This is a genomic window from Saccharopolyspora antimicrobica (assembly GCF_003635025.1).
GTDB classification, from domain to species: domain Bacteria; phylum Actinomycetota; class Actinomycetes; order Mycobacteriales; family Pseudonocardiaceae; genus Saccharopolyspora; species Saccharopolyspora antimicrobica.
Genome location: NZ_RBXX01000002.1, coordinates 4,856,867 through 4,881,627, shown reverse-complemented (window position 1 = coordinate 4,881,627; position 24,761 = coordinate 4,856,867). Strand labels below are relative to the sequence as shown.

Sequence of the window (24,761 nt, the reverse complement as noted above, 5' to 3'; positions counted from 1 at the left end):
GACGGGCACGACGCGTCTCGGAGCGAGGCGCCCGACCCGCGGTCACCCCGAACCGGAGGCCATCGTGAACACGCACCGCATCCAACCGATTGCCCAGCGAATTGCACCCTGCCCCGTACGGGTGATCTGAGCGAAAGTCGCGAGCGTGCGAGCCCGTTGAGGCGTCACAACTGTGTTGCCCGGTCGATAAGCAGACCGGGGGGAGCAGAAAGGGGAGAACAATGCGTAACGATCACGTGACACTGCGTTCCACCGCGGTGTTCGATCTCTTGGCTCCGCAGACACCTGCCGTGCCGGTCCAGGTCGAGCTGCGCTACGACACCCGCGACCCGTACGCGGTGGTGGCCGCGTTCCGCACCGGCCGCGCCGGCTGGGTCGAATGGGTGTTCGCCCGCGACCTGCTCGCCGACGGGCTGATCGCGCACGCCGGCGAGGGCGACGTGACCATCCGCCCGGCCGTCGACGACCCGGAGGTCGTGGCGATCGAGCTGAGCTCCCCGTCCGGCCACGCGGTGTTCGAGGCCTCCGCGCAGGAGCTCGCCGACTTCCTCGACCGCACCTACGACGTGGTGGTCCCCGGCAACGAGAACCTGTGGGTCGACGTGGACGAGGCGCTGACCCGACTGCTGCCGCACGACCTCGGCTGACCAGGGAAAACAGGCTCGGCGCGGACCGCGCCGGGTGTCTGGTGGACCCCCCGTTGATCGCGATCTCGGGCGTGGTCTAAAGTTCTCTGTGCAACGCGGCGGACGGGCCCGGAAGACCCCGGAACCAGAAGTCGCAGGCACGCGGATGTAGCGCAGCTGGTAGCGCATCACCTTGCCAAGGTGAGGGTCGCGGGTTCGAGTCCCGTCATCCGCTCTGGATCCTCTGGCGTTCCAGCCGACCCAGGTGTGGATGCGGAGTCCGGCGGAGTGGCCGAGTGGCTTAGGCAAGGGCCTGCAAAGCCCTGTACGCGGGTTCGATTCCCGCCTCCGCCTCGCGCGATTAGCTCAGTGGGAGAGCGCTACCTTGACACGGTAGAGGTCACTGGTTCAATCCCAGTATCGCGCACCACTTCTTCTTGCAGGTCAGCAGCCCTGTTCCTCCAGTGGTCAGCTTGCTGCTGACTGATCATTCGGCGTTGATTCGGCGATCTGGTCTTGACCGTGCTCGCCACTCACAGTTTCGCCGAGTTCCCGAAGGCATGGGAACCACAGCATCAGCTGGGCCCGTTCCGCGGCGGTCAGCGCCGCCACAGACGCCCTCCAGCGAGCTTCCAGTACGTCGAGTACCTGTCGCTCCATCTCCGGGGTCACGTGGTCGTAGACCCGTCCGATGCCCTTCATCTTCTGCCCGAGCCGGGCGCGCCGGGCGATCTCGCAGACTCCGTCTTCGGCCAGCCAGGTGCTGTGGGTGTGCCGTCCCTCGTGGAAGGTGAACCACATCAGGATCGACGGGACGTGGTTCTTGGCCCGTGGATTGTCGGGTTCGACACCGTCCCAAGCCGGGCGCCAGTGGCGTTGACGGAAGTTCGACCTCCGTAGGAGGTTCCCCTCGGGCGTGCAGAAGATGAACGGGTGCTCGTGGGAGTCCATCAGCGTTTCGTAGAGCGCCGCGATGCTCGGGGCGAGCAGGACGTCCCGCGTCCCGGCAGGGGTCTTTGTCCGCCCCTTCTTCCTCCCCCTGCCTGGCCGGGTGGTCTTCTGCTTCGAGGGGGTGGGGACGCCTGCGCCGACACCACCGGGACCGATCCGTCGGCCGCCCTTGAACAGTTTGCCTCCGAGCTCCTTGAGCGGTTCCTGAATGCGGATCGCCGGGCGCTCGCGGCTGTACTCGTGCCGTTGCTGACCGACCAGCTCGCTCCAGCGTCCTCCGGTGTAGGCGTCCATCACGGTGAGCACGAAGGCTGCTGGGCCTGCGGAGTGATACAGCCGCATGGCCGCGCGCAGTACCTGTACGGGGGTGGCTACGAGGCGCTCGGGATCGAACTCTCCAGAGGTCACTCTGATGCCCGAGCACGGGTTAGCTGGTATGTGCTGGGCTCGGGCAGCCACCTTGAGGAAGGTCGAGAACGTCGCGAATATGGACGCGACTGTGGACTCGGCGTAGTCCTCGTGCAGCTCCGAGACCCACTTCTCGATCTCCATGTAGCTGTTGAAGATCCCGATCAACGGCCAACCCGCCCACTGCGGCAGCAGGTGGTTGTCCAGGTGAGACCTGTACTTCGCCAGCGTCGACGGTTCCAGGCGCGGGCCGATGGATTCCATCAGCTCCGTTGCGAACTCATCGAACGAGATATCGCCCTTGCGGGGATCGATCCACATGTGTCGGCGAATCAGCGCTTCTTGGTCTTCGCCCCACTGCTTGGCTGCCTTCTTCGAGGTGAACCCGGATTCGCTGCCCCACGTGCCGTCGGGACGTTTGTACCGTGCACGCCAGCCGCCCTTTCCTTGGAGATCTCGTTGGCCGTAGGCCATGATCACTTCCTTCCTTGTTCTCTCTTTGTGGAGCCGCCCCGGCTGCTGCTGGGGCGGACATTTGTGTGGGCACGATGCCCGGTTCAGGCAGCTCGGAACTCTTGCCGTTGAGGAGAGGGAGTCTTCCTGGCGAGGCGTACGATTTCCGCGGCGTCGTCGCGGCTGAAGCGGTAGTGCTTGCCGAACCGGCGGTGCGGGATGAGTCCGGCTGCTGCCTGGTCCTTCAATGTGCGCGGTGACAACCGCAGGAGATCTCCGAGCTGCTCGGCGGTGAGCAACGCATCGGGATCCTGTGGAGCGTGTCCGGCCAGCGCGCGGACGGCGTCGGCCAGTTCGCGGGCCGCGGAGGCAAGCTCGGCTGCAACCGAGATCGCGTCTGCGTCCTTTGCGGCAGCGAGTGGATCATGTGTGTTCATGCTGCCCCGCGTTCTCCATGAGGGCGCCTCCGGCCACGTCCAGAAGGCCGACGCTGGGCTGTCGTTCCGGCGACAATGCGACGCGCCAGGTCTCATCGTTGACCAGCTGAAGAACGCTGCCCATCTCGCTCTCACCTCGTGTGATCGTTGGCTGGTCACATGTGCCGAAGCTGCCGGTTCCCGGGCCCAGGGTGGTGGCGCGGCGGAAAGCGTAACGCCGGCGCACGGGATCGTGTTGCGACTGCCGCGTCATGCACCCGTGCACGGTGTTCCGGCGCCGTCGTGTCGGAGGAAGGCTCGCGTTGCCGGTCAGGCTGACTAGGTCCCTACGCAACGTCGACTCCTGGTTTTCCTTCGTTGGCGGCTTCAATGCGCCAGCCTTGTTGCCGAAGTCGCTGCAGGAAGATGTCGTGGTAGTCCGCCCGCAGGTCGATTCCCTGAAAGGAACGCCCGAGTTGCCGCGCGGCGAGGCCGGTGGTTCCAGCTCCGGAGAAGGGATCGAGAACGCGACCGTTCTCGGGGCAGCCAGCTGCGATACAGCGATGCGGAAGGTCGATCGGGAAAGGCGCGCAATGCGCTTCGGGCAGTGGCCGCGTGGAGATCGACCAGACATCGCCCAGGTTCTTCCCATTGCTCGTGGGGCGCCACGGGGTCTTGACTGTGTGCGGCTTGGTACCACCGCGATGATTCTTCCGGTGCGCGGGCCGGCTCTGCGAGAGTGGTTCAAGCGCCTGGTCGCCGTCGAAGTGGTATTCCGGTTGCTTGACCAAGAAAAACACCATTTCGTAGCGCGACGAGTATCGATCTGAGGCGGGGTCCGGGATGGCGTTGGGTTTATGCCAGATGATCGCGTTCCGGATGATCCACCCGTCTTGCTGCAGGCTTAGTGCGACCCGCCATGGAATTCCCATGAGGCTCTTGTGTCGGACCCCCCGAGCTGATTCAACACTTGTTGCTGTGCCCGTTCGACCGGTGCCGCTGTTGTGGTAGCTGAACGTGTCCCGGAGATTGATCCAGAACGTGCCGTGTGCGCTCAGCAGCCGCCACACTTCCGCGCTGACATCGCGAACACGGTTAACGTATTCATCGATCGTCGGTTCTAGGCCATACTGCCGATCGTGCGCGATCGCGCCACAATTCCTACACTGCTTTCCAGCACCCGAACGAAGCCCTGGGACACGCTTCTTGACAGTCCGGCGTTGATGCGGCGTTGTTCCCAAGGTATGCAGACAACCGGGATCTCCGCCAAGCCATACAGCCGTGCCATAGTCGCGAAGCCCCCAGTACGGCGGTGAGGTAACGACACAATCCACCGAGGCGTCCGGCAAGGACCGCATCTCCTCCAGTGCGTCGCCAACCCGCAATTCGATGTGCTTATCGTGAAAGTAGAGTTCGTTCATGCGGCACTCCGCGCCGGAGCAGCTGCGTGGTGTCCAGCGGGAGGAACCTGGAAGATCAGTACGTCAATGTGGACCGGAAACGCAGTTGGACGACCGTGATGATCGAAACTTTCCGGATGGCTTCGGACACGCGTAATCCTTGGCCGTATCTGGTTTCCGCGCATCGGTGCAGTCAGGGCAACACAGTGCTCGGTGGGAACGAGGCCGATCGCATTGGCGGCATCGTGGATTTTGTCGGGCAGGTCGAGCAGTCGCCCGCGGTGGCGCCAGGGTCGGCAGGTGATCACGATGTGTCGGCCAGGCCAGACCCAGTCGGCGACCGCATCAAGGTCTTCATACAGCTCGACCAGGATCTGGCTGGGGTCGCTGCTCGGGGCATGTCGGAGGCCGGTGAGCACGAGGTCGACGGCGCCGGGCAGCTCGGTGGCGCGGGGATCGTCGACGCTGTCGAGCAAAGTCGTGGTGCCCGTCGCGCCGGCAAGTCGGGCGAGATCGAGGTTGGCTTCGAGGGCGGATTCCCACCGGGGCTGGGTCGGTAGTCCGACTGCGTCGCGCCCGGTTCGGACGGCTTCTGCTAGGACCACGCCCGGTCCTGGGTTGGGGTCGCAGATGGTGTCGCCCAGGGCGGTGTAGGTGGTGATGATGTGGCGCGCAATGGCCGGGGTCAGCGCGGTGTCGCCGCGGGTTGCCCCGATGTGTCGGTTCGCGATCTGCAGGGCGGGGCTGGTGCTGCCGGTGTCCCAGACGCTGCCGGGTCGCAGGGCCGTCTTAGGCATGGTCGGCCTCCGCGGGTGGGGTCGAGCGGTGAAACACACAGGCGGTGGTGTGGATGCGGCGGTGCCCGTGGAGGGCTATCGCCTGGCGTCCGAGCGGCGTCGCCGATCGCGGGGCGGCTGGGAGTTGGTGGGCCAGGATCAGCCGGTCGGTCAAGATCAACCCTGCCGCCGCAGCGGCGCGAGCCCACTGCCCCGAATGGGTAGCTCGCGCATGGCGCTGATCGCTACCGTGCGTGAGTACGACGATGGCGCCAGCCGGCGCTAGAACGCGCGCCCAGTCGACCTTCGCGAACGGATCAACGGGATGGTCGGACCAGCCCGCGATGACCAACCGGAAGCCGTCGGAATCCGGACTCGAAGCCTCGCCGAGGGACTGCTGACCGGTCGGATTCGCGACCGGCCCGGCCGTGTCGTCGCATCGGGGTCCGAGTCCGGACCCGGACTTCGAAGTGTCGTGCAGACCCCTACTCGTCGGGGCGGGGTGGTGCTCGCTGTGAGACCGATGGTCCGGCATGGTGGCCGCGCTGCGGCCGAGTCGGAGGGCGGACTCCACGAGCCGGTCCCGGCGCTCACGGCTATCGGCCATCGCGGCACCAGCGTCGGTGAGCATGATCCGGTCGCCGGGCACGGTGTAGGTCGTGATGATCATCGAGACAGCGGCGGCGATGATCTCGTCGGCTCCCGCGGCGGGGTCGAGGAGGCATAGCCGCACCGTCGTCGGCACCGGCAGGCCGATGGGTTCGCGGCGTGGTTCACGGACCGACCCGACGCAGGGGTTCGGCCCGTAGTCGTCGGGTGTGTCAGGAGGCGGTGCCTCCGGGATCGGGAGGGCAGACATCGCGTGCTCCGGTGATCGGTGGTCTTGCCGAGGACACCCCTGAAGTCCGCGAAAACGGCCCCGATTCGCCACCAGCGTCCAAGATTCTTTCCTCACCACCCCTCCAACCGGAGCGGACACCCAGCGTCACTAAGGCGCTAGTTCCACGGGTTTGTGGGTCGATCTTGAGTCAAGCTACGAAAGATCGACAACTACCCCGCTTTCCAGGGCACCAACAGCGCCCTCTGCGAGCCTGCTCAAGATCGCTCCGTGAATTCCTCAAGACCTTTTTTCTTGTTCCATCTCTCCGGCCGGTCGCGATGGCAGCAACGGAACAGCGTCCGACTAACACCGCAGAGCACGGGCTTGCTGTTCGTTCAGGACGCGATCTGAAAGTCGATCAAAAGATGATCTTCCTGGTTCGGAACAAGGAGATCATTTTAGTTTCGTCTTAGTGCGGAGCCGTGCGCTGCGCTGTTTCTCGCCTGGCCTTCTCGGCGGCGTCATCAATCGCCGTTCGAGAGGAGCCGAGCAATGGCTCACCCCGCTCACTGCGAGCACGAAGAGTGGCCGGGCAACCCGCTGGATGCCGCGCGCGAAGCGTTCGGGTGGCTGACCGCGGGAGATCACCCGGTGGCCGTGGACGGCCGCCTGTTCGATCACCTGCCCGCCCGCGAGATCCCGGTCGACGAACTCCGCGACCTACTGCTGGCGCAAGGCTGCCCCCGCCAGGTGTGGGACCAGGTCTGGAGCCACGTGATCAGCCGTGCCCGCATCGAGGGCGGCACGTGGACGATCACCGCGGTCGGCCTGGCGCTGCCGATGCTGACCTCCCTGGCCGCTCGGCTGACCGAGCGGTACGCCGACGACCCCAGTGACATCCACGCCGAGATCCTGCGTGGGTTCCTCGACGCGCTGCAGACCGTGGATCTCGCCGAGGGTCGGATCACGGTCCGCCTGCGGTGGGCGGCCTACCGCGCTGGGCACCGGGCGCTGCTGGACGGGATGGACGGTCCGACCCCGAGGCCGCCGGGGTTCCACTCCAGCGAGCCCAAGCCGCCGGCCGGGCATCCGGACTTGGTCTTGGCGCGGGCGGTCGAGGCCGGGGTCCTCACCCGGACCGAGGCCGAGCTGATCGGCGCAACCCGTCTGGAAGGCATCGAGCTGGTCGACTGGCCTCGCCCGCCGGGACTGACCTACAAGACGCTGGCCAAGCATCGGCGCAAGGCTGAGAACCGACTCGCCGCATGGCTGGCCGAGTCCGACACCAGCCCCGACGACGGCGATCCGACAGGGGCTGCGGCCACGACGTGGCAGACGTCCGACGAGGTGACCGACGACGAGAGTTGGTCACAACGCGTAGCGAAAAAAGTTGGGGGCGGCCCGGCGAATCGGCCCCCGAAATCCGGACTTCAGGGACGCGGGTGAGCCCTACCCGCACCGCGCACTCGCCGCTTCCCTCGCGCTCCCTGGAGGTCCACCCATGCGCTCGCGTCTACGCGGCCGGCACTGGTCTCGGCTAGCCCTGGTCGCCGAACTCGCCGCCGTCGGCTTCCTGCTGACGGCGGCCTCCGCTCCCGCGGAAGCGGGGCATGTACTTGCCCATGCGCCGAACATCGACACAGTCTTGAACAACATCCGCAACTGGATCATGGGCATCCTCGCCCTGCTGGCCACGGTCTTCTTCACCATCGGCGGCGTCCGCTATCTGCTGGCCAACGGTGACCCTGGCGAGATCGAGAAAGCCAAGCAGGCATTCAAGTCCGCCGGGTTCGGCTTTGCCCTTGCGGCGCTGGCTCCGGTGGTCGTGGGGATCCTGCGCGGAATCGTGGGGGTCTGATCCCATGCCGGCCACCACGTGCTCCACCTTGGGGGTGGGCCACCGGCTGGGCCGCGTGTGTACCGCGGTGGCCGCCCTGGTCGTGCTCGTCGGGGTGGCGGGGCTGGCCGTCCCCGGCGCCTCAGACGCCCAGCCCGCCCCGCCATCACCTGCTCCGTCCGCACCCGTTCCCGAGCCACCCACGCCGCCATGCCAGGGACCGGGGTGCATTCCCCAGCCCGTTCCAGTTCCTCCGGCGAATGAGCCGCCCGGATATCAGCCGAACCCCATCCAGGCTCCGGTTGAGGAGTCGTCGTGCGGGATCACGAACATTCCGGCCTGTGTGGCGGATGCGATCGAGGCGTTTTTCCGCGATTTGGTCACACCTGGCTTGAACAGCCTGCTGGACCTCCTGGCGAAATCACTGCTGGTCACGCCTCAGCTGGACCAGCTGCCGGTCATGGGACAGATATGGGGCAGCTCCCAGCAGATCGTCATCGCGGTCTACGCGACGCTCACTCTGGCGGCGGGGATCATCGTCATGGCTTACGAATCGCTGCAAACACGGAATTCCATCAAGGAAATCCTCCCCCGGGTGATCGTCGGGTTCCTCGCGTCCAACCTGTCACTGTTCTTTGGCGGCAAGGTGATCGAGATCGGGAACGCGCTCTCGCAAGCAATCCTCGGCGACCAGCTCAGCCCGGAGATCGCGGCTCGCGCGATGACCGACACGTTGATGCACGATCTCAACGGAGGCAGCCTGTTCGTCATCTTCATCGCGCTCGCTCTCATCGTCATGCTTGTCGCGGTGCTGCTGACCTACATCGTCCGCATCACGCTCACCATCATTCTGCTCGCCGGCGCCCCACTGTTCCTCATGTGTCACGCGCTTCCGCACACCGAGGGAATCGCCATGTGGTGGTGGAAGGCCTTCGCCGGCGTCATCGCTATCCAGGTTGGTCAATCACTCGCCCTCGTTGGGGCGATCAAGCTCTTCTTTTGGCCTGGCGGCATCACGCTGTTCAGCTAACAACAAGGGGAAGTCCTGTGATTCAGTTCCTGGTCGCACTCGCCTTGTGCTACGTCCTCATCAAAATCCCGTTCTGGATTCTCGGATCTCTACGCGGCGGAGGAGGCCGCTCCCTGATCGGCGGCCTCATCCGGGGATTCATCGCCTACAAGACCTTCGGTCTCCTCAAAGGAGCAGGAGGCGGTAGGAGCCCCTCGCGTGCCCGCGGTACTCGGAAGTCGACCGAGCCGCCTGATCCGTATGCGAAGTCGCGTGCCAACTCGGATGGTCAGTACACGTTGCCGCTGAACGTCAAACGAGTACGCAAGCCATCACGTCCGAAACCTGAACCTGTGAACCGCCGCTCACGCGGCAAGGACCCGGAGCAGCTGGAGTTGCCGCTGGATGGCGAGTGGCCGGAGAACAAGCCACGCCTGAACCGGGACGGCCAGTACCAGATGCCGTTCAAAGTCGAGCGGAAGCCCAAACCCGAGCGGCCGAAACCACAACCAGAACAGAAACCGTCGCCTCACAAACGCGGTCGGCAACTCCCACTGCCCTTGGACGGCGAGTGGCCCGAGAACAAACCCCGCCTGAACCGAGGCGGGCAGTACGAGTTGCCCTTCGACGTGAAACGAGTGCGCCGCCCCACCCCGCCACCACCGGACAAACCCAGGAGGTCTGGACCGAACCGTCAGACGAAGCTGCCGCTGGATGGGGAATGGCCGGAGAACAAGCCCCGCCGCGGGCGGGACGGCCAGTACGAACTGCCGCTGAACGTGCAGCGCACGCGGAAACCGTCCACCAGTGGTCAGCCGCAGACACCGCCGTCTCGATCGCAGCGGCGGGGACCGCGGCCACGCCAGCAGCAGCTGCCACTGGACCTGCCCCAGCTCGACCCGCCCCGGCCGAGCACCCGCAGACGGAGGAGGTGATCGTCGATGAGCGTGCGGATTCCCGCCGACGTTGATCGCGAGGACAGGATTCTGGCCGGCTTCACCGCCCGCCAGGTCGCGGTGATGGCGGTGACCGGCCTGGTGCTCTACGGCGGCTGGCAGGCCACGCGCGCCGTGCTCCCCGTGATCGTCTACCTCCTCGTCGCAGTTCCGGTCGGAGTCGCGGTGACCGCGCTGGTCGTGGTGCGCCGCGACGGGATGACGCTGGACCGCCTCCTGCTGGCCGCCACGCGTCAACGCCTGCAGCCACGCCGCCGGGTCGCGGCCGACCACGCACCCGTCGATGTGCCGGAGTGGTTGGCCGAGGTGGCTCACGGGTACGAAGCCGTCGCCGCGGGTGGGCTCGACCTGCCGGCCCAAGGGGTCGCCGAAGCCGGCATCGTCGATCTCGGCGACGACGGCGTGGCCATGGTGGCGGCCTGCAGCACGGTGAACTTCGCGCTGCGCACCCCGGCCGAGCAAGAAGCGCTGACCGCGGCCTTCGGCCGGTATCTGCACAGCCTCAGCGCGAGCGTGCAGATCCTCGTCCGTGCCCAACGGCTGGACCTGTCCGGGCAGATCGCGGAGCTGCGCGAGCGTGCGACGGGGTTGCCGCACCCGGCGCTGGAGGACGCGGCGCTGGATCACGCCGACTACCTGGTCCAGCTCGGAGCGCAGGCCGACCTGCTGCGGCGGCAGATCCTGCTGGTGGTCCGCGAACCGGTGCGCACCAGCCCGCAGGACTCGTTGACCCGGCGCCGCCGCTCCGGCCGCTCCCGCAGCGACGGCGAGCAGCCGTCGGACGGGGCACGCCGCGCGGCGGCCTCCCGACTGCTGCGGCGGATGAGTGAGGCCACCGAACTGCTTGCGCCCGCGGGCATCAGCGTGACGCTGCTGGATGCCTCCCAGGCCACGGCGGTGTTGACCACGGCCACCAACCCAGACAGCCTGCTGCCGCCCTCCGCGGAGATGGCCGGCGCGGACGAGGTCATCACCACCCCCGCCGGTTCGGACTGGGACCGCGAAGCCGAGGAGGATTTCTCGTGACCACCAAGAGCCGCCGCCGGCAGCCCGCCGCGGCGAGTGCCTTCGCTCCGGACGCCATCGAGGTGCACCCTCGTCACCTGCAGATCGGAGGAGACTGGGTCGCCTCCTTCGCGGTCACCGGCTACCCCCGCGAGGTGCATCCCGGCTGGCTGCAGCCCTTGCTGACCTATCCTGGCCGACTGGATGTGTCGCTGCACATCCAACCCGTCGACCCGCGGGTGGCCGCGGATCGGTTGCGCAAGCAACTCGGCAAGCTCGAATCCGGGCGCCGGCACTCCGCCGCCCATGGACGCCTGGCAGACCCGGAGGTCGACGCGGCCACCGAGGACGCCTACGACCTGTCCGACCGGCTCGCCCGCGGTGAAGGACGTCTGTTCCGATGCGGGTTGTACCTGACGGTGCACGCCGCCTCGGAGCAGGAGCTCGTCGAGGAGATCAGCGCGCTGCGCGCATTGACCGCGTCACTGCTCATGGACGCCAAACCCACCACCTACCGCAGCCTGCAAGGCTGGATCACGGCCTTGCCGATGGGGCTGGATCAGATCGGCATGACCCGCACCTTCGACACCGCCGCGCTGAGTGCAGCATTCCCCTTCACTTCGCCGGACCTGCCGCCGCCAGATCCCACCTCCGCGTCGACCGCAGCCGGCGTGCTCTACGGCTGGAACCTCGGCAGCCAGGGCCTGGTGCACTGGGACCGGTTCGCCTGCGAGAACTACAACTCGGTCATCCTCGGCCGCAGCGGGGCAGGCAAGTCATACCTCGTCAAACTCGAAACACTCCGTTCGCTATATCGGGGCGTGGAGATCGCGATCATCGACCCCGAAGACGAGTACGCCCGTCTGGCCGCAGCTGTGGGCGGCACCTACTTCCCGCTGGGCACCGAGGGAATCCACCTCAACCCGATGGACTTGCCGATCCACACCCGCCCAGACGGGCGCCGCTCCGCACCCGCCGATGCGGTCACCCGCCGCAGCCTTTTCATCCACACCCTCCTGTCAGTCCTGTTCGAACAGCCATTGACCGCCGACGAGCGAGCCGTGCTGGACCAGGCGGTCACCGCGACCTACCAGCAGGCCGGGATCACCGACGATGCCCGAACCTGGACACGCCACGCACCGCTGCTGTCCGACCTCCGGGCCGTCCTCACCGACCTCGGCGGCGACACCGCCCGCGAGCTGGCCAGCCGGTTGCAGCCGTTCACCGACGGCGCCTTCCGCGGCCTGTTCGACGGACCCACAACGATGCCACCCGAGGGCCACCTGCTGGTGTTCTCCCTGCGGAACCTGCCCGACGAACTCAAATCCGCCGGCACCCTGCTCACCCTGGACACGGTATGGCGCCGGGTCTCCAACCCCTCCACCCGACGCCCGAGGCTCTGCGTGGTCGACGAAGCCTGGCTGCTCATGCACCAGCAGGCCGGGGCCGAGTTCCTGTGGCGCATGGCCAAATCCGCCCGCAAGCACTGGGCCGGGCTCACCGTCGCCACCCAGGACGTCGGCGACGTCCTCGGCACAGACCTCGGCAAAGCCGTCATCGCCAACGCCGCCACCCAAATCCTGCTGCGCCAAGCGCCTCAAGCCATCGACGACATCGTCCACACCTTCGCACTGTCCGAAGGGGAACGGCAGTTCCTACTGTCGGCTGATACAGGCCAAGGCTTGCTATCGACCGGGACCCAGCGGGTCGCGCTCCAGGCAATTGCCTCAGACGGCGAGCACGAACTGATCACTACAGACCCTGCCGAACTAGCGTCACTGCCCAAACCCAACGACGAGACAGGTGAATTCGCGGAAATCGACAGCGGCCACGACCTCGTCCTCGACGACTGAGGCGAACTAGGAGGAAACGCGTGCCTACACTGCTTGCCGCTTGGATGGTCGACCAAGCCGTATCCGGCTCGTTCCTAGCTGTCCTCGTCCACGATCTCCTTCCCATCGTCGCGCTGACGGGCGGAGTGATGGCGGCCATCTGGATCGTCTGCACGTTGCTCGTGATCTCCGCATATCTCATCGGGGCTCTGATCGTCTTCGACCTACGAGCACGGGTCCGCGCGTGCGCGCGACACCTCCGTCGCCGCCAGGGCGCTGAGTTTACCCAGTTCATCACCGTCGATGCCGACGACACCCACACCAAGGTCGTTAACCTCGACCGCTACCGCCGACGTCGGCAGCGCCGGCGTTCCGCCGACGCCCGGACGGACGACACGTTCCGGTGCCGCTGCGACGACGATCCAGCATAGGCACGATGCACTAAGTCAATCCACTGTGGATTAGAAATCAATTTCCTGATTCCCCCATTTTGTTGGGAGGACACGCATGTCTTCTTCCGGCCACGCGACTTCACCCGCCGGCCGTCCACGCCGACTGCTCACTCAGAACCGGGAAATGCGGGCCATCGGCGTGCACAACTGGTCCTTGCCTGCCTGGGCGGGACGACTGCCTGACGGGCGCACCTACAACACCTGCCCCTCGGCCGGGATTTGCCGACACGTCTGCTACGCCCGCCACGGCACATACACCTGGCCCGCGGTGCGGGCCAAGCACGAGTCGAACCTGCGGTTCGTGCTCGATGACCTGGCCGGATGGGAACAGGCCATGCTCGCCGAGCTGGCCGCACCGAAGTTCCGTGGCGGCTGGGTCCGAATCCATGACTCGGGCGACTTCTTCAGCACCACCTACCTGGAGTCCTGGATGCGCATCATGCGAGCTCAGCCGGACACCAATTTCTACGCCTACACCAAGGAAGTCCGACGGTTCAAGGAGTCGGTGGAGCTGGATCCGCCGGAGAACTTTTTGTGGATCTACAGCTACGGAGGGACACAGGACGCGTTGTTGGACCCCGCGGTGGATCGCGTGGCCGATGTCTTCCCGGACGAGGACTCCATCCGTGAGGCTGGCTGGTCATCCCAGGAAGCCTCGGATCTGCTCGCGGTGCTCGGACCGCACCTGGTGGGTGTTCCAGCGAACAACATCCCGCACTTCCTGAAGCGACTGGCCGGTCGCCGGTTCTCCGAATGGCAGGCCGAAGTCGACGCGCACCGCCGCACTCGCGACGAGGCAAAGGTCCGCTCGATCGCGAGCGCCCCGACGGCTCGCTCTCGCATCGGTTCGACATCCGATGAGCGCGCCGCCTGATCGCATTCTTCTCTTTCTGGCAGGGAGGAGGTCTCTCGCATGGGTTTCGCAAGTCCGTCCGTCATCGAGGGTCCACTGGGGAGATTGCTGACCGATCCGTGGGGCGCGATTCAGTCGGTGCTGACCGAGCTGTGGTCATGGGTGCAGACCTGGGGACCGATCACTGCCCCCGCCATCGTGCTCATGGCGACAGGCTCGGGCCTCTTGCGGCGGTGGTGGTACCTCCGGTGCCAGGATGCGCTGCACGAGCGGTCCCGGGTCATCACGATTCTGGCACCTCCTAGGGTGGATTCCGATGGTGCCGAGGCGATGTGGTCGAACCTGGTCGGGCTCGTCCGACCGATGATGCAGCGCCTGACCACCGGGCAACCGCATCTAGCCTGGGAGTACGTGTTCGGCCACGACGGGGTGCAGATCAGGCTGTGGGTTCCGGGCGTGGTGCCCCCGGGAATGGTGGAGCGTGCCGTCGAAGCCGCCTGGCCCGGAGCGCATACCCGCACCGACGAAGCCTCCCCGCCGATGCCTCTGGCGCCGGCCGAGGGGCGCCGGCAGTTAGTCACTGGCGGCACACTGCGCCTGGCCAGGTCGGAAGCGTTGCCGATCCGCTCGAAGTTCGACGCAGACCCGATCCGTGCCCTGCTGGGCGCTCCCGTGGGGCTCGGAGTGCACGACACCGCGTGCGTGCAGGTGCTAGCCCGGCCGGTTACCGGTCGTCGGGTCAAACAGGCTCGTCGAGCCGCCCGCCATCTCAACTCCGGGCGGTCCACCCGCCTGGCTGGCCGGCTGCTTGACCTGCTCACGCCGGGACCATCGGGCACCAAGACATCGGGCAGCCAGCCGAAGCTGGATCCGCAGACGACGCTGGAATTCCAGGCGCAGAACCGCGCGATCGTGGCCAAGCAGCGCGGCGCGCAGTGGGAGACGCTGATCCGGTACGCGATGTCCACGACGGTGCCGATCGAGACCCCGGGTGAGCAGGTCTCGCGGGTGCGTGAGCAGATGCGGGGCCGTGCTCACGCCATCGCGAGCGCGTTCTCCGGGTTCACCGAGCACAACCACTACCGCCGCCGACGCCTGCGCCATCCCGTCAGCTGCTTGGCCCGCCGGCGTCTACGGCGGGGTGACCTGTTGTCGGTGCCAGAGCTGGCAGCCGTGGCCCATCTGCCGATCGATGAGGCGCTACCGGGCTTGGCCCGAGCCGGAGCACGGGCGGTCCCTCCTCCTCCGAACACGCCAACCGAGGGCGAGCTGATCCGCCCGGTCGGGGTGTCCGATACCGGACACGCCCGCCCGGTGGGTCTGCAGGTCTCCGACGCACGACACCACCTGCATGTCCTCGGCGCCACCGGCTCGGGCAAGTCAACGATGCTTGCCCGGATGATCCTCGCCGACGCCGAGCACGGGCGAGGCGCGGTGGTCATCGATCCCAAGGGCGACCTGATCACCGACATCCTGCAGCGGCTTCCCGAGCACGCCGCGGAACGGGTCGTGCTCTTCGACGCCGACTCCCGTGGACCGGCCCCGTGCTTGAACCCGTTGGAAGGGCCGAAGGAGCCCGCGGTCGACAACCTGGTGTCGGTGTTCTCCCGGGTGTTCTCCTCGGCATGGGGACCACGCACCGAGGACATCCTCCGCGCTGGCTGTCTGACCCTGCGGGCCGCCTCCAACACTCCCACCTTGGCGACCTTGCCGCAGCTGCTCACCGATCCGGCCACGAGGGCACGGCACCGGGACCGGGTGGCCGATGACCCGACGCTGCGGGGGTTCTGGGACTGGTACGACCAGCTCTCGGATGCGGCTCGTGCTCAGGCTGTCGCGCCGCTGTTGAACAAGCTCCGCGCGTTCTTGTTGCGGCCGTTCGTGGTTAAGGCCGTCGCCGCCGGTCCGTCCACAGTGGACCTCTCCCAAGTACTGGATGGCAGGCTGTGCCTGGTGCGCATTCCCAAGGGAAGCCTCGGGGAAGACACGACCCGGCTGCTGGGCTCGCTGATCGTGGCGCGGGTCTGGCAGGCCACTACCGCCCGCGCTGCGCTGCCCCAGCGGGGACGCCGCGACGCGGGCCTGTATGTCGATGAGGCGCAGAACTTCCTGAACTTGCCCTATGCGATGGAGGACATGCTCGCCGAAGCCCGCGGCTACCGGCTCTCGATGACCCTGGCGCACCAGCACCTGGGGCAGCTTTCTAAGGACCTCAAGGAAGGCATCTCCACTAACGCCCGGAGCAAAGTGTTCTTCAGCGCCAGTCCGGAGGACGCTCGCGAACTGGCCCGCCACACCGCACCGCGGGTGTCCGACCACGACCTCGCACACCTCGGCGTCTACCACGCCGCCGTACGGCTAGTCGTGGGCGGCGAGGAGACCCAGCCGTTCACCGTGACGACTCAACCGCTGCCGCCGGCTATTCCCGGGCGATCCAAGGCTGTGCGTAAAGCCGCCGCGGTCCATACCCGCCCGCTGGAGTCCCGAGCCGAGGACACCAGCGACCAGTCAGCGACCACCGGCACGGATCCGCGCCGCACCCGCCGCGCGGCCTGATCCCTGAATGCACCCGGGGGCGGCCCTCTCATCGCGGAGGGTCGCCCTTCTTCATGCCCGTATCCCATTCCAGGAGGACGACCGTGTTTGCTCAACACCAGCAGCGCGACCTTCGCGCCCCGATGCCGCAGCGTCCGAGCCTGCGCTGGGCGGCTTCGGCCGAACATCAGGCCCAGGTCGCGGCCCACCTCACCCCTCGCGACCGGTGGCTGGCCCGGGTCCTGGCCGAGCACCGGGTGCTGACCTCGACGCAGATCGCAGCGATCGCCTTCGCCGGCTCCCGGCGGGCGGCCAACCACCGACTGCAGAAGCTCTACGCCTGGCGCGTGCTGGACCGCTTCCAGCCCTACGTCGGCCGCGGCCGGGCACCCATGCACTACGTCCTGGACACCACCGGCGCCCATCTACTGGCCCACGAAGACGGCCTCGACCCCAAAGACCTGAAGTTCCGCGCTGACCGCTCGGTCGGCATCGCCTACTCCCTGCGCCTTGTCCACCTCATGGGTGTCAACAGCTTCTTCACCACGCTGCTGGCCGACGCCCTCACCAACCCAGCTACCGACCGGACAGTAACGGCCTGGTGGTCTGAAGCCCGCTGCACTCGTCACTTCGGCGACCACGTCCGCCCCGACGGCTACGGCCGCTGGCACGAGGACGGCCGGGAGATCGAATGGTTCCTCGAATGGGACACCGGCAGCTACCAGCTCTCCCGGTTCGTCTCGAAGCTGCCCGGCTACGCCAGCCTCGCCGCCGCGACCCGCATCGTCACCCCGCTGCTCGCGGTCTTCGCCACCGAAACCCGGGAAACGCACGCACGGAGACAACTCGCCGAGCACCTACGCACTACGCCTCGGCAACACGATCTACCGATCGCCACCACCACCGCCGAACACCTCCGCACTACCGGCAGCCCCGCCAGCGGGGTGTGGCTGCCCCTGCATCGCACCAACGCGGGCCGGCACCGGCTGATCAGCCTGCTCTCGGCCTGGCCCCACCTCGAAACACCCACGAGCTCCGCGGACACCAGCGGCGCTGATCCCAGCCCTGTGGCCCGCTTGAGGCCACCGGTGCCGATGCCGCCCTGGCAGGCCCGCGACCTGACATGGAGCCCGAGGAGGTGATCGACGCTGTCCGCTATCGCCAAGACCGCGTTGGCCGTGGTCCTCGGGTTCGCGATGCTCACCGTGGTCGTCACCGCCGCCATCACCAGCGCGGTCTCCGCAGTATTCGGTGGTACCCCCACAGCAGGCTGCACCCCGACGGGCGTCGGACCCACCGATGTCTCCGGATACGGGCCTGAACAACTCGTCAACGCCGCCACCGTCGTCGCCATCGGCAAGCAGATGAACATCCCCGAGCGCGGCTGGATCATCGCCCTCGCTACCGCACTCCAGGAATCCGGCCTCCGCAACCTCAACCACGGCGACCGCGACAGCCTCGGACTGTTCCAGCAACGCCCCTCACAGGGCTGGGGCACCCCCGCACAGATCACCGACCCCGCCTACGCTGCCACCCAGTTCTACCGGCACCTGCTCGCGGTACCAGGCTGGCAGCAGATGAGCATCAACGACGCCGCCCAAGCAGTCCAACGCTCCGGATTCCCCCACGCCTACGCCCGCCACGAACCCGCAGCCCACCAATTCCTCGCCACCGTCCACGGCTCCACCTGCACAGCAACACCCACCGCCGCATGGACCATCCCCGTCACCGGACAGTGCACCTCCGGATTCGGCCCCCGAGGCAGCGAAAACCACCGCGGACAAGACATCGCCGCACCCATCGGCACCCCGATCGTCGCCGCCAGCAACGGCACCGTCATCGACTCCGGACCCGCGCGCGGCTACGGGCTCTGGGTCCGCATCGAGCACACCAACGGCGTAATCACGACCTACGGGCATAACAACCGAAACCTCGTTCAACCCGGCCAGGAAGTCCAGGCCGGCCAACCGATCGCCGAGGTCGGAAACAGGGGTGAATCCAGCGGCCCACACCTGCACTTCCAGATCGACATCGGAGGTCAGGCGCTAGACCCCGTCGCGTTCTACCAGCAACAGTCAGCACCGCCGCTGTGCAGCTGAACCCGCTGGCACAGATATCGCGTCGTCTTGGCTCGCCGATTTCTCCCCGGCGTCCCGGCTATCCGCCTGAACGGTCTGATCGGACTCGGTCAGACTGAGGGTGATATCGCATGCTCTCGTCGTCGGGAACTCCTGCACAAGAGCGTGACAGATCTGCTCCGGCGACCACCGTTGCTGCAGCTTACCGGCGACGTAGTCGCGCAAGTGCCCGTCCTGCGCGAGCTTGGCCGCCTTCGGGCGGGCGCGACTGCCCGCCCACGCCCGCTGCGCCGCGTGCGGCCGATAGACCCCGTCGACAGAGCGGGCGTCGATCTCGCGCTTGACCGTGGACGCCGACCCAGTGACCGCCCGATCGCCCGCCGCGAGGCGCCCTGACCGAGCAGATCAGTGATCGTCTCCCGGTTTGCGCCAGCCGCGATCCCAGTCCTGCGCGGTGCGCACATGAACACCCGCCTGCGCGGCAGCAACACGCGGCGACACACCCGATGCACGAAGACGCTCACAGGTCGCACGCCCCGGATGCCTGGCAGGACCAGCCTTCCCCCGTCCCCGGACACCGGCTTTGCGGGCCCTCCCATAGGCCGTGTTCCGGTTCACCCCCATCACACGAGCAGCCGCCAGAATGCTGCCCGACTCTCGGTCCAGCGCCTCAAAGAACCGAGCCTTCAACTCCCCAGCAACCACGTTCCCCGCAACTCCCTGAGCTCCAGGGTGTTGCGGGGAGCGCTAGAACCCGCCGTCATGGGAGTGCAGGGGTGCTTTCGTCGTTCTCCAGGCACCTTTTCCTGCCCTGGCAGCCGTTCGCGCCCTATCGGAATAGGGGCTGCACCCGTCTCTTCACCATGGCAACCACTCTGGAGGAACCCCCCCTATAACGGCGGTAACTCCGGGGGCGATGGCGGCCATTTGCTCGCGTGTAAGCCCTCTCGCGTTGCTGAGGTCGGCGCCGCTGAGGTCGGTCCTGTCGAGGTTGGCGTTGGTGAGACGGGCGTTGGTGGGGTCAGCACCGCTGGGGTCAGCACCGCTGAGGTCGGCGTTGCCAAAATCGACACCGCGGAGGTCAGCACTGCGCAGGTCAGCGCTGGTGAGGCTGGCGTGGTCGAGGTCAGCGTCGACGAGGTAGGCGAGGTGGAGATCGGCGTTGTCGAGGAAGGCGCCGGTGAGGTCGGCGGCGCTGAGGATGGCAGCGGGCGCCGCGATCTCTTTGAGCTCGGGCTGCCACAAGCAGGCATTGGCGAGGTCGAGAGGGCTTTCGTCCCAGGCGGCGTTGCGGCGTGCCAGGACGGTGAGTGCGGCCTGCACATCAGCGGACATTGGTTGATCGGGACAGTGGCGTTGTGCATCACGGAGTGCTTTGGTGTTCTCGCGTACGAATGTCGTCAGCAGGTTGACCACGGCGGTGTGGTCGGGCTGGGAGTCGCGGGCGATGCGTTCCAGGGCGTAGATGCCGCCGATGCGGACTTCGAGGTTGTCGCGAGTGCCCAGCTGTTCGACGGCTCTGCCGAACCGCTCGGTGATCTGCTGCTGTTGGGCGTTGACGCTTTGGCTGCGGGTTGATTCCAGGGTCGCCTGGGAGGCGACGAATTGCGGAATGGCCAACGCCAGCGTGGCCAGCACTGCCCCGAGCGTCAGGATCTGAGTCAGGTCGAGGCGGCGCCGTGGCCGGGCTTCACCGGGCGAGGACGACTGCGTTCTCCGGCGAGACCGGGTGCCCGCAGGATGGCGTAACCCCAACACGACCGGACGCGCCGACTTGACCACACGCTGACGCGACACACCGCGAGGACGACGACGATCGATCATGACTCCTACGGTGCCAGCACCACGTCAGCTGGTACGGATGTTTCGCGATGATTCCCTCGACGACGCCCTCCCGGCGAGCCGGGCGGTGGCGGGCCGAAAGTCCCGCTCTTGCATCGCACCCTTGTGTATCGCGCTGGCTGCCAGCTCATCGACGGGCTCGGCGATGCCGGACCCACGTTCGTCGTGCCGCTCGTGCTCGCCGCGGTCTACGCGGGAGCTGCGCTGGGCCGAGCCGCGGTTGCCTGCCCCTATCGCGCGGGTGCTGCTCGGTTCGGCCCGCACACCCGTCTACTCGCTGGACTTGCTCTCGCCAGACGAGTAGCCTCTGCGTGCCCGGCTCGGCGCCATTTCCTGGCCGGGACCAGCGTGATCGCCCCTGCACTCTCCCGGTTTCCCGGTGGGGTGCAGGGGCGGTTTCTGTTCTATACCCGACCCGTCTGGGGGCACGCCGGGCGCAAGCGGCTGTCGAGCTTGGGGTGGATTAACTCGGTTGGGCTCTTGATTGACTGGCGGGTAACCACCAACGTTTCCCTTCGCGCCCCGGCCTGTGGTGAGGCCGGGGTCGTGTGCCTGGTGAGGTGCGACCTTGCCTGGGCGGCGGGAAGGGGTGTGCGACCGGTCGGGGGTCGCCCGCCGTTTCGCGGGGAGGCAGCGCCCCGGACCGTGGTGGGATCGGTCCGGGGCGCTGGCGCCGCGCACCGGTGCGCGCGGCGGAGGTCCGACCGTACTGCCTTCCTCATGATCGGCTACCGCCAAACGAGTGACGGACCGGTCTGTGGCCCAGCCCGGACCGGATTGGACTAGCCCGATGGGGGCAGGTCCGGGGCGCGGAGTTCGAGGTAGGTGCTGCGTGCGTGGGCCCGCACGGCGCTGTGGAGCACGGGCAGCACGAGGCGATCCCCGACATTGACCGCTACCGGAGTGTCACCGGCTCCGCTGTCTCGCAGGTGTTGCAGGATCTCGGCGAGCTGGTTCACGGTCATCTGGCTCGGAGCTGGGTTGCTCACGTGCATCACCGTCCTTCCGGTTCCGGAAGATCATCTCATGGTGATGCAAGACTCGTTGCGGTTCGAGAGATATACAACATATATAAGGGATGTCGGGCAGCGCGCCTTTTTGGAGCTGCCCGACATTCCTTCATCTTCTCCCCTGGCTCCCCGGTGCACCACGGCGTAGCCGGGGGTCCGCAGTATTGCAGCCGAAAACGGTGGACGCGGGCACCGCCCGCGAGAAAACAGCGGATTTGCCCGAAATTCTCGACTGATGGAGTGAGCGGATATTACGCAATCCGGTTCTCGTTAGCTGCGGGCGGAATAGTCGGGCAGGGTGCCGGCGGCGATGAATTCCAGGCGCTGGGCGACGTGGACGGCTTGGTCGGCGAAGCGTTCGTAGAAGCGGGCCAGCAGCGCGATGTTGATGGCGGTGGGGATGCCGTGCGGCCATTTCTCGGTGGTGACGGCAGCCATTAACTCGGCGTGCAGGACGTCGACGGAGTCGTCGGTGCGGTCCAGCTCAGCGAAGACGCCTTCGGTGACGTCGCCGAGGATCGCGAGGGCCAGGCGGCGAGCCATGTGCTCGTCCAAGCTGGCGAGGGTGCGGAAGCCGGTTTCCATGCCCTGGGGGACGACGCGCCGGGGGTGGTTGCGGCGGGTGATGTCGGCGATGTGCGCGGCGAGATCTCCCATGCGTTCGAGTTTCACCGCGCAGTACACCGCGGCCACAATGGTGCGCAGGTCGGTGGCCACCGGCTGCTGCAGGGCCAGCAGCTTGAGGGCGTGGTCGTCGCAGAGGTTGCGTGCCCGGTCCATCCGGGCGTCACCGGCGCCGACGCGTTCGGCCAGTTCCAGATCGTTTTCCAGCAAGGCCTGGGTTGCCAGGCGCATGGCTTCGGCGGCGAACTCGCACATGCCAGCGAGCTCGGTACCCAACTGGGCCAGTTGCCCGTGAAAGGTCTCCCGCACGTTCCCAGGGTAGGTGCCACACCGGGGCTGTTCTCGACGTTGCGGCTTGGCTGGCACCCCGGGCGGAGGAGGTTGCCCGGGGCGCCAAGCCGCGCGCGGAGGGAGTTCACGCGCGGGCGCAGCTCCTCTGGCGAGTGCTGCAGCCACCCTCGACCCTAGCGACGATCGTAAGACAGTGGTCCCCGCAAACTGGGCGTGTCGATAACGAGCGCCTGACCAGGTGAGACGCGCATCCGCTGCCAGGGCGTTTTCAAACGCGAACGAGAACGGCTAGGGTGGTGCCGCTGCTTCGCCGTGATTTTCGGGTAGGCGGGGTAGCCCCTGGCCGTTGCCTTCGGGGGTCGACGGCAGGGCGGGTGCTCCGAGACTGCTAGCTGCTCGGGGTGCTCGCCGCTCGGGGCTCGCTGGCCGGTAGCGCACCTTCGCGCACAGCCGGAGGCTTCACACTCACATGGCCCAGCGAAAGCACCCGTGAAGCGGAGGGACCTGCCCGTGCGCTCCGCTAACGTTCGCGCATGGACGGTGAACGTACCGACCCCGTGGGGCAGGCAGCGTGGCGCCTGCAACTGGGAGTGCAGGGAGTCTTGGCCACGTGTGCCACCACCCCGGACCCGGATTCCTACGTCGAGCCGGACCAGGTGGCTGTAGGGGATCTTGAGCATGCCCGCATGGAACTGGCCGAAGTTGCCCCGGCCCTGCTGACCGACCATCTCGGCGTGGTGGAGCAGGTCCGCCGCGGACTTGATTACGCCGAGCGCGGCGATACCGAAGGCGCAACCCAGGAACTGGTCAAGGCCTGGCAGGCCCTGACCGACATCTCTGGGAAGGAAACTCGCCTGCCGGGACTGCTGGGCGTGATCGACGCAGAAGGCCCGCGCTGTTCGTGATGCGGCACCCCGGGGCGAGGGGGTTAGCCCCGGGGCGCCGCACTCACCAGAGAGACCCCTGGCCACGCCGACCCTACTGCCGGATCACGCGCCCGGCAGCCGCTGATCCAGCGGCGACCGTCACTCGACGCGGGTAGGCGCCGGTGCTTCCTCCTCGCCGGGCAGACGGATGTCGGTGACGGCGATGTTGACCTCCACGACCTCCAGCCCGGTCATGCGCTCCACCGCGGTGATGACGTTGCGCCGTACCGCCCGCGCCAGATCCACCAGCGCGGCCCCGTACTCCACCGTGATCACCAGGTCGATCGCAGTCTGCTTCTCCCCGACCTCGACCGCCACGCCAGCAGTCTGCGCGGCAGCCGCGCCGGGGATGCGTTCCCGCAGCGCCCCAAACGCCCGCGCCACGCCCCCGCCGAGCATGGCCACACCGGAGACTTCACGGGTGGCGATCGCGGCGATCTTCTGCACCACCACGGCGGCGATCGTCGTACGCCCCCGTGCGGCTTCGGTGACCTCGCCCGCCGCCGACGTCTCGACGACCTGTCCTGAGGTGGTCGTCCAGCTGGATTCGGTGCTGACGTCTTCCCGGCTCCGGGTTTCTGTCTTCTTCTCGACCACTGTGCTCGCCTCCGCTCACACCGTTGGCGCACCTGCCCACGCCCACAGGATGCGCGGACAGCGCAGGCAACCCCAACCCGAAGCCGGGATTCCGGGCCTATTGGTCGGCGGTGGCGTCCTGCACGTTCGGAAGATCGATGCCCTGCCACCGGGCGGTGATCCTGACCCGATGCGTCTGCGCCCGGTTCAAGTCCTGGCTGGCCACCTCGCTGACCAGGCTGTGAAGCACATGCCAGGCAGTCCACGTCGACACCGGCCACGCCACGGTGCACTCGGTGCGAACCTCGGCGCTGATGGCTAGGCCATCAGCGCGAGGACGGAACTGCCACCGCGCCGCGGCTTGCGACACCGCCAGCGTGTCCAGAACCGCGCCAACGGCTTGCACCACGACCAAGAGGTCGTCGACGAGCTCGGCGCTGAACCCGTCCTCCCGGGCCACCGTTGCAGCCACCGCAGCGAGCCCGACCTCGTCCTGCCGCACGGGCACCACAACATCCACCGGGTGCATATCACCAGGCACCTGGGACGCCACCACCTCCACCACCTCCGGCGCCTTCGAACACCGAACTACCCGCAGCAGCCGCAACACACACCTGCGCCATTCCCGAGCGACGGGAGCGCACGATCTCGGTCAGGCTGAGGATGATGTCGTGCCCAGACCGGCAGACGATCCGTACTTTGTGGGTGAGCTGAGCTAAGAAGTCCCGGAAGCTGCGACAGCCGTATGCTGCCTCGTCGAAAGACGGGTCCAACGTGAGCATCGTCGCCTTGACGTGGGCTGCCGTCGGAGTCGGCGTGGAAATCTGCTCATCGCGCTGGCCAGCAGCGCTTCCCCGTCAGCAAGCCGAAATCCTGGCTGGGCAGGCACCGAAAGAGCAACCTGACGATCTACTCGATGAGGGCACCGTCGGCCACGCGCGAGACGGGCGAGGTTCCGCGGATGGTACGCACTGGCCGGACTGACGTGCCTTGAACAAGCAGGGGCCGGCGCTCATCCGGTCGGCGCTGTCGGCACCACCGCTGGACGGCTGGTGATGGGCGTGTTCGGTCGACAGCCGAGCTTT

At 67.1% G+C, this 24,761-nt stretch carries 24 protein-coding genes, 3 tRNA genes and 1 pseudogene; 16 read left to right on the top strand and 12 right to left on the bottom strand.

Features of this window, described 5'->3' with window-relative positions:
• The first annotated feature begins 221 nt into the window (after positions 1 to 221).
• The 4 genes from ATL45_RS23650 (at position 222) to ATL45_RS23635 (ending at position 1,056) form a co-directional block, all read left to right on the top strand.
• Positions 222 to 647, top strand: coding sequence for an SsgA family sporulation/cell division regulator (locus ATL45_RS23650; RefSeq protein ID WP_093153719.1), 426 nt, complete (start codon positions 222 to 224; stop codon positions 645 to 647).
• 141 nt (positions 648 to 788) lie between these two features.
• A tRNA-Gly gene (locus tag ATL45_RS23645) sits at positions 789 to 861 on the top strand.
• Between the two features lie 47 nt (positions 862 to 908).
• Positions 909 to 980: transfer RNA gene (locus ATL45_RS23640), tRNA-Cys, on the top strand.
• Position 981: 1 nt separating this feature from the next.
• Positions 982 to 1,056: transfer RNA gene (locus ATL45_RS23635), tRNA-Val, on the top strand.
• Between the two features lie 38 nt (positions 1,057 to 1,094).
• Here ATL45_RS23635 and ATL45_RS23630 read toward each other — a convergent pair.
• From ATL45_RS23630 to ATL45_RS23610, 6 genes are all read right to left on the bottom strand, one after another.
• Positions 1,095 to 2,306, bottom strand: a complete 1,212-nt coding sequence (locus ATL45_RS23630) for a tyrosine-type recombinase/integrase (protein WP_246025858.1) — start codon at positions 2,304 to 2,306, stop codon at positions 1,095 to 1,097.
• Positions 2,307 to 2,542: 236 nt separating this feature from the next.
• Positions 2,543 to 2,875: a helix-turn-helix domain-containing protein gene (locus tag ATL45_RS23625; RefSeq protein WP_093153716.1), complete on the bottom strand. Its 333-nt coding sequence runs from the start codon at positions 2,873 to 2,875 to the stop codon at positions 2,543 to 2,545.
• Positions 2,862 to 3,128 carry a hypothetical protein gene (locus ATL45_RS38470; RefSeq protein WP_143121665.1) on the bottom strand — a complete coding sequence of 89 codons (267 nt, stop codon included), beginning with the start codon at positions 3,126 to 3,128 and terminating at the stop codon, positions 2,862 to 2,864. The genes ATL45_RS23625 and ATL45_RS38470 overlap by 14 nt, the downstream gene beginning before the upstream one ends.
• A 73-nt stretch (positions 3,129 to 3,201) precedes the next feature.
• Complete coding sequence (locus tag ATL45_RS23620) at positions 3,202 to 4,275, bottom strand: DNA-methyltransferase (RefSeq protein WP_093153713.1); 1,074 nt, start codon at positions 4,273 to 4,275, stop codon at positions 3,202 to 3,204.
• Positions 4,272 to 5,051: a TRM11 family methyltransferase gene (locus tag ATL45_RS23615; RefSeq protein ID WP_093153711.1), complete on the bottom strand. Its 780-nt coding sequence runs from the start codon at positions 5,049 to 5,051 to the stop codon at positions 4,272 to 4,274. Before ATL45_RS23615 ends, ATL45_RS23620 begins: the two co-directional genes overlap by 4 nt.
• On the bottom strand, positions 5,044 to 5,889 hold the full coding sequence (locus ATL45_RS23610) for a hypothetical protein (protein WP_143121664.1): 846 nt from the start codon (positions 5,887 to 5,889) through the stop codon (positions 5,044 to 5,046). The genes ATL45_RS23615 and ATL45_RS23610 overlap by 8 nt, the downstream gene beginning before the upstream one ends.
• Positions 5,890 to 6,402: 513 nt before the next feature.
• Here ATL45_RS23610 and ATL45_RS23605 point away from each other — a divergent pair.
• From ATL45_RS23605 to ATL45_RS23555, 11 genes are all read left to right on the top strand, one after another.
• A complete protein-coding gene (locus ATL45_RS23605) occupies positions 6,403 to 7,296 on the top strand; it encodes a hypothetical protein (protein ID WP_246025505.1) in 894 nt (297 codons plus the stop codon).
• A 55-nt stretch (positions 7,297 to 7,351) separates the two neighbouring features.
• Complete coding sequence (locus ATL45_RS23600; RefSeq protein WP_093153706.1) at positions 7,352 to 7,708, top strand: pilin; 357 nt, start codon at positions 7,352 to 7,354, stop codon at positions 7,706 to 7,708.
• A gap of 322 nt (positions 7,709 to 8,030) precedes the next feature.
• Positions 8,031 to 8,717, top strand: coding sequence for a TrbL/VirB6 family protein (locus ATL45_RS23595; protein ID WP_093153703.1), 687 nt, complete (start codon positions 8,031 to 8,033; stop codon positions 8,715 to 8,717).
• Positions 8,718 to 8,734: 17 nt separating this feature from the next.
• The gene (locus tag ATL45_RS23590; RefSeq protein WP_246025504.1) at positions 8,735 to 9,631 is read left to right on the top strand and encodes a hypothetical protein; all 897 of its coding nucleotides are present in this window, start codon (positions 8,735 to 8,737) and stop codon (positions 9,629 to 9,631) included.
• 6 nt (positions 9,632 to 9,637) lie between these two features.
• Positions 9,638 to 10,678 (top strand): PrgI family protein, encoded by a 1,041-nt coding sequence (locus ATL45_RS23585; RefSeq protein WP_093153701.1) that lies wholly within the window; start codon positions 9,638 to 9,640, stop codon positions 10,676 to 10,678.
• The gene (locus ATL45_RS23580) at positions 10,675 to 12,510 is read left to right on the top strand and encodes a VirB4 family type IV secretion system protein (protein ID WP_093153698.1); all 1,836 of its coding nucleotides are present in this window, start codon (positions 10,675 to 10,677) and stop codon (positions 12,508 to 12,510) included. Before ATL45_RS23585 ends, ATL45_RS23580 begins: the two co-directional genes overlap by 4 nt.
• Before the next feature lie 20 nt (positions 12,511 to 12,530).
• Positions 12,531 to 12,920 (top strand): hypothetical protein, encoded by a 390-nt coding sequence (locus tag ATL45_RS23575; RefSeq protein WP_143121663.1) that lies wholly within the window; start codon positions 12,531 to 12,533, stop codon positions 12,918 to 12,920.
• 76 nt (positions 12,921 to 12,996) lie between these two features.
• On the top strand, positions 12,997 to 13,815 hold the full coding sequence (locus tag ATL45_RS23570) for a GP88 family protein (RefSeq protein ID WP_170210331.1): 819 nt from the start codon (positions 12,997 to 12,999) through the stop codon (positions 13,813 to 13,815).
• 39 nt (positions 13,816 to 13,854) lie between these two features.
• On the top strand, positions 13,855 to 16,350 hold the full coding sequence (locus tag ATL45_RS23565) for a DUF8128 domain-containing protein (RefSeq protein ID WP_246025503.1): 2,496 nt from the start codon (positions 13,855 to 13,857) through the stop codon (positions 16,348 to 16,350).
• Between the two features lie 83 nt (positions 16,351 to 16,433).
• A complete protein-coding gene (locus ATL45_RS23560) occupies positions 16,434 to 17,471 on the top strand; it encodes a replication-relaxation family protein (protein WP_246025502.1) in 1,038 nt (345 codons plus the stop codon).
• Between the two features lie 54 nt (positions 17,472 to 17,525).
• Positions 17,526 to 18,428, top strand: a complete 903-nt coding sequence (locus ATL45_RS23555; RefSeq protein WP_093154210.1) for a M23 family metallopeptidase — start codon at positions 17,526 to 17,528, stop codon at positions 18,426 to 18,428.
• 123 nt (positions 18,429 to 18,551) lie between these two features.
• Here ATL45_RS23555 and ATL45_RS23550 read toward each other — a convergent pair.
• The 4 genes and pseudogenes from ATL45_RS23550 to phoU all read right to left on the bottom strand — a co-directional run.
• A pseudogene (locus ATL45_RS23550) lies at positions 18,552 to 18,908 on the bottom strand (IS30 family transposase); the annotation flags it as partial.
• A gap of 357 nt (positions 18,909 to 19,265) precedes the next feature.
• A complete protein-coding gene (locus tag ATL45_RS23545; RefSeq protein ID WP_093153687.1) occupies positions 19,266 to 20,231 on the bottom strand; it encodes a pentapeptide repeat-containing protein in 966 nt (321 codons plus the stop codon).
• Positions 20,232 to 21,031: 800 nt separating this feature from the next.
• Positions 21,032 to 21,238 (bottom strand): hypothetical protein, encoded by a 207-nt coding sequence (locus ATL45_RS23540; protein WP_143121662.1) that lies wholly within the window; start codon positions 21,236 to 21,238, stop codon positions 21,032 to 21,034.
• Positions 21,239 to 21,529: 291 nt separating this feature from the next.
• A complete protein-coding gene (gene phoU, locus ATL45_RS23535; protein ID WP_093153681.1) occupies positions 21,530 to 22,192 on the bottom strand; it encodes a phosphate signaling complex protein PhoU in 663 nt (220 codons plus the stop codon).
• A 515-nt stretch (positions 22,193 to 22,707) separates the two neighbouring features.
• Here phoU and ATL45_RS23530 point away from each other — a divergent pair.
• Positions 22,708 to 23,079 (top strand): hypothetical protein, encoded by a 372-nt coding sequence (locus ATL45_RS23530; RefSeq protein ID WP_093153679.1) that lies wholly within the window; start codon positions 22,708 to 22,710, stop codon positions 23,077 to 23,079.
• Between the two features lie 120 nt (positions 23,080 to 23,199).
• Here the strand turns inward: ATL45_RS23530 and ATL45_RS23525 are convergent, their stop codons facing one another.
• Both ATL45_RS23525 and ATL45_RS23520 read right to left on the bottom strand, forming a co-directional pair.
• Positions 23,200 to 23,697 (bottom strand): Asp23/Gls24 family envelope stress response protein, encoded by a 498-nt coding sequence (locus ATL45_RS23525; RefSeq protein WP_093153676.1) that lies wholly within the window; start codon positions 23,695 to 23,697, stop codon positions 23,200 to 23,202.
• Positions 23,698 to 23,794: 97 nt separating this feature from the next.
• Complete coding sequence (locus tag ATL45_RS23520) at positions 23,795 to 24,241, bottom strand: hypothetical protein (protein ID WP_093153673.1); 447 nt, start codon at positions 24,239 to 24,241, stop codon at positions 23,795 to 23,797.
• Between the last annotated feature and the right edge of the window lie 520 nt (positions 24,242 to 24,761).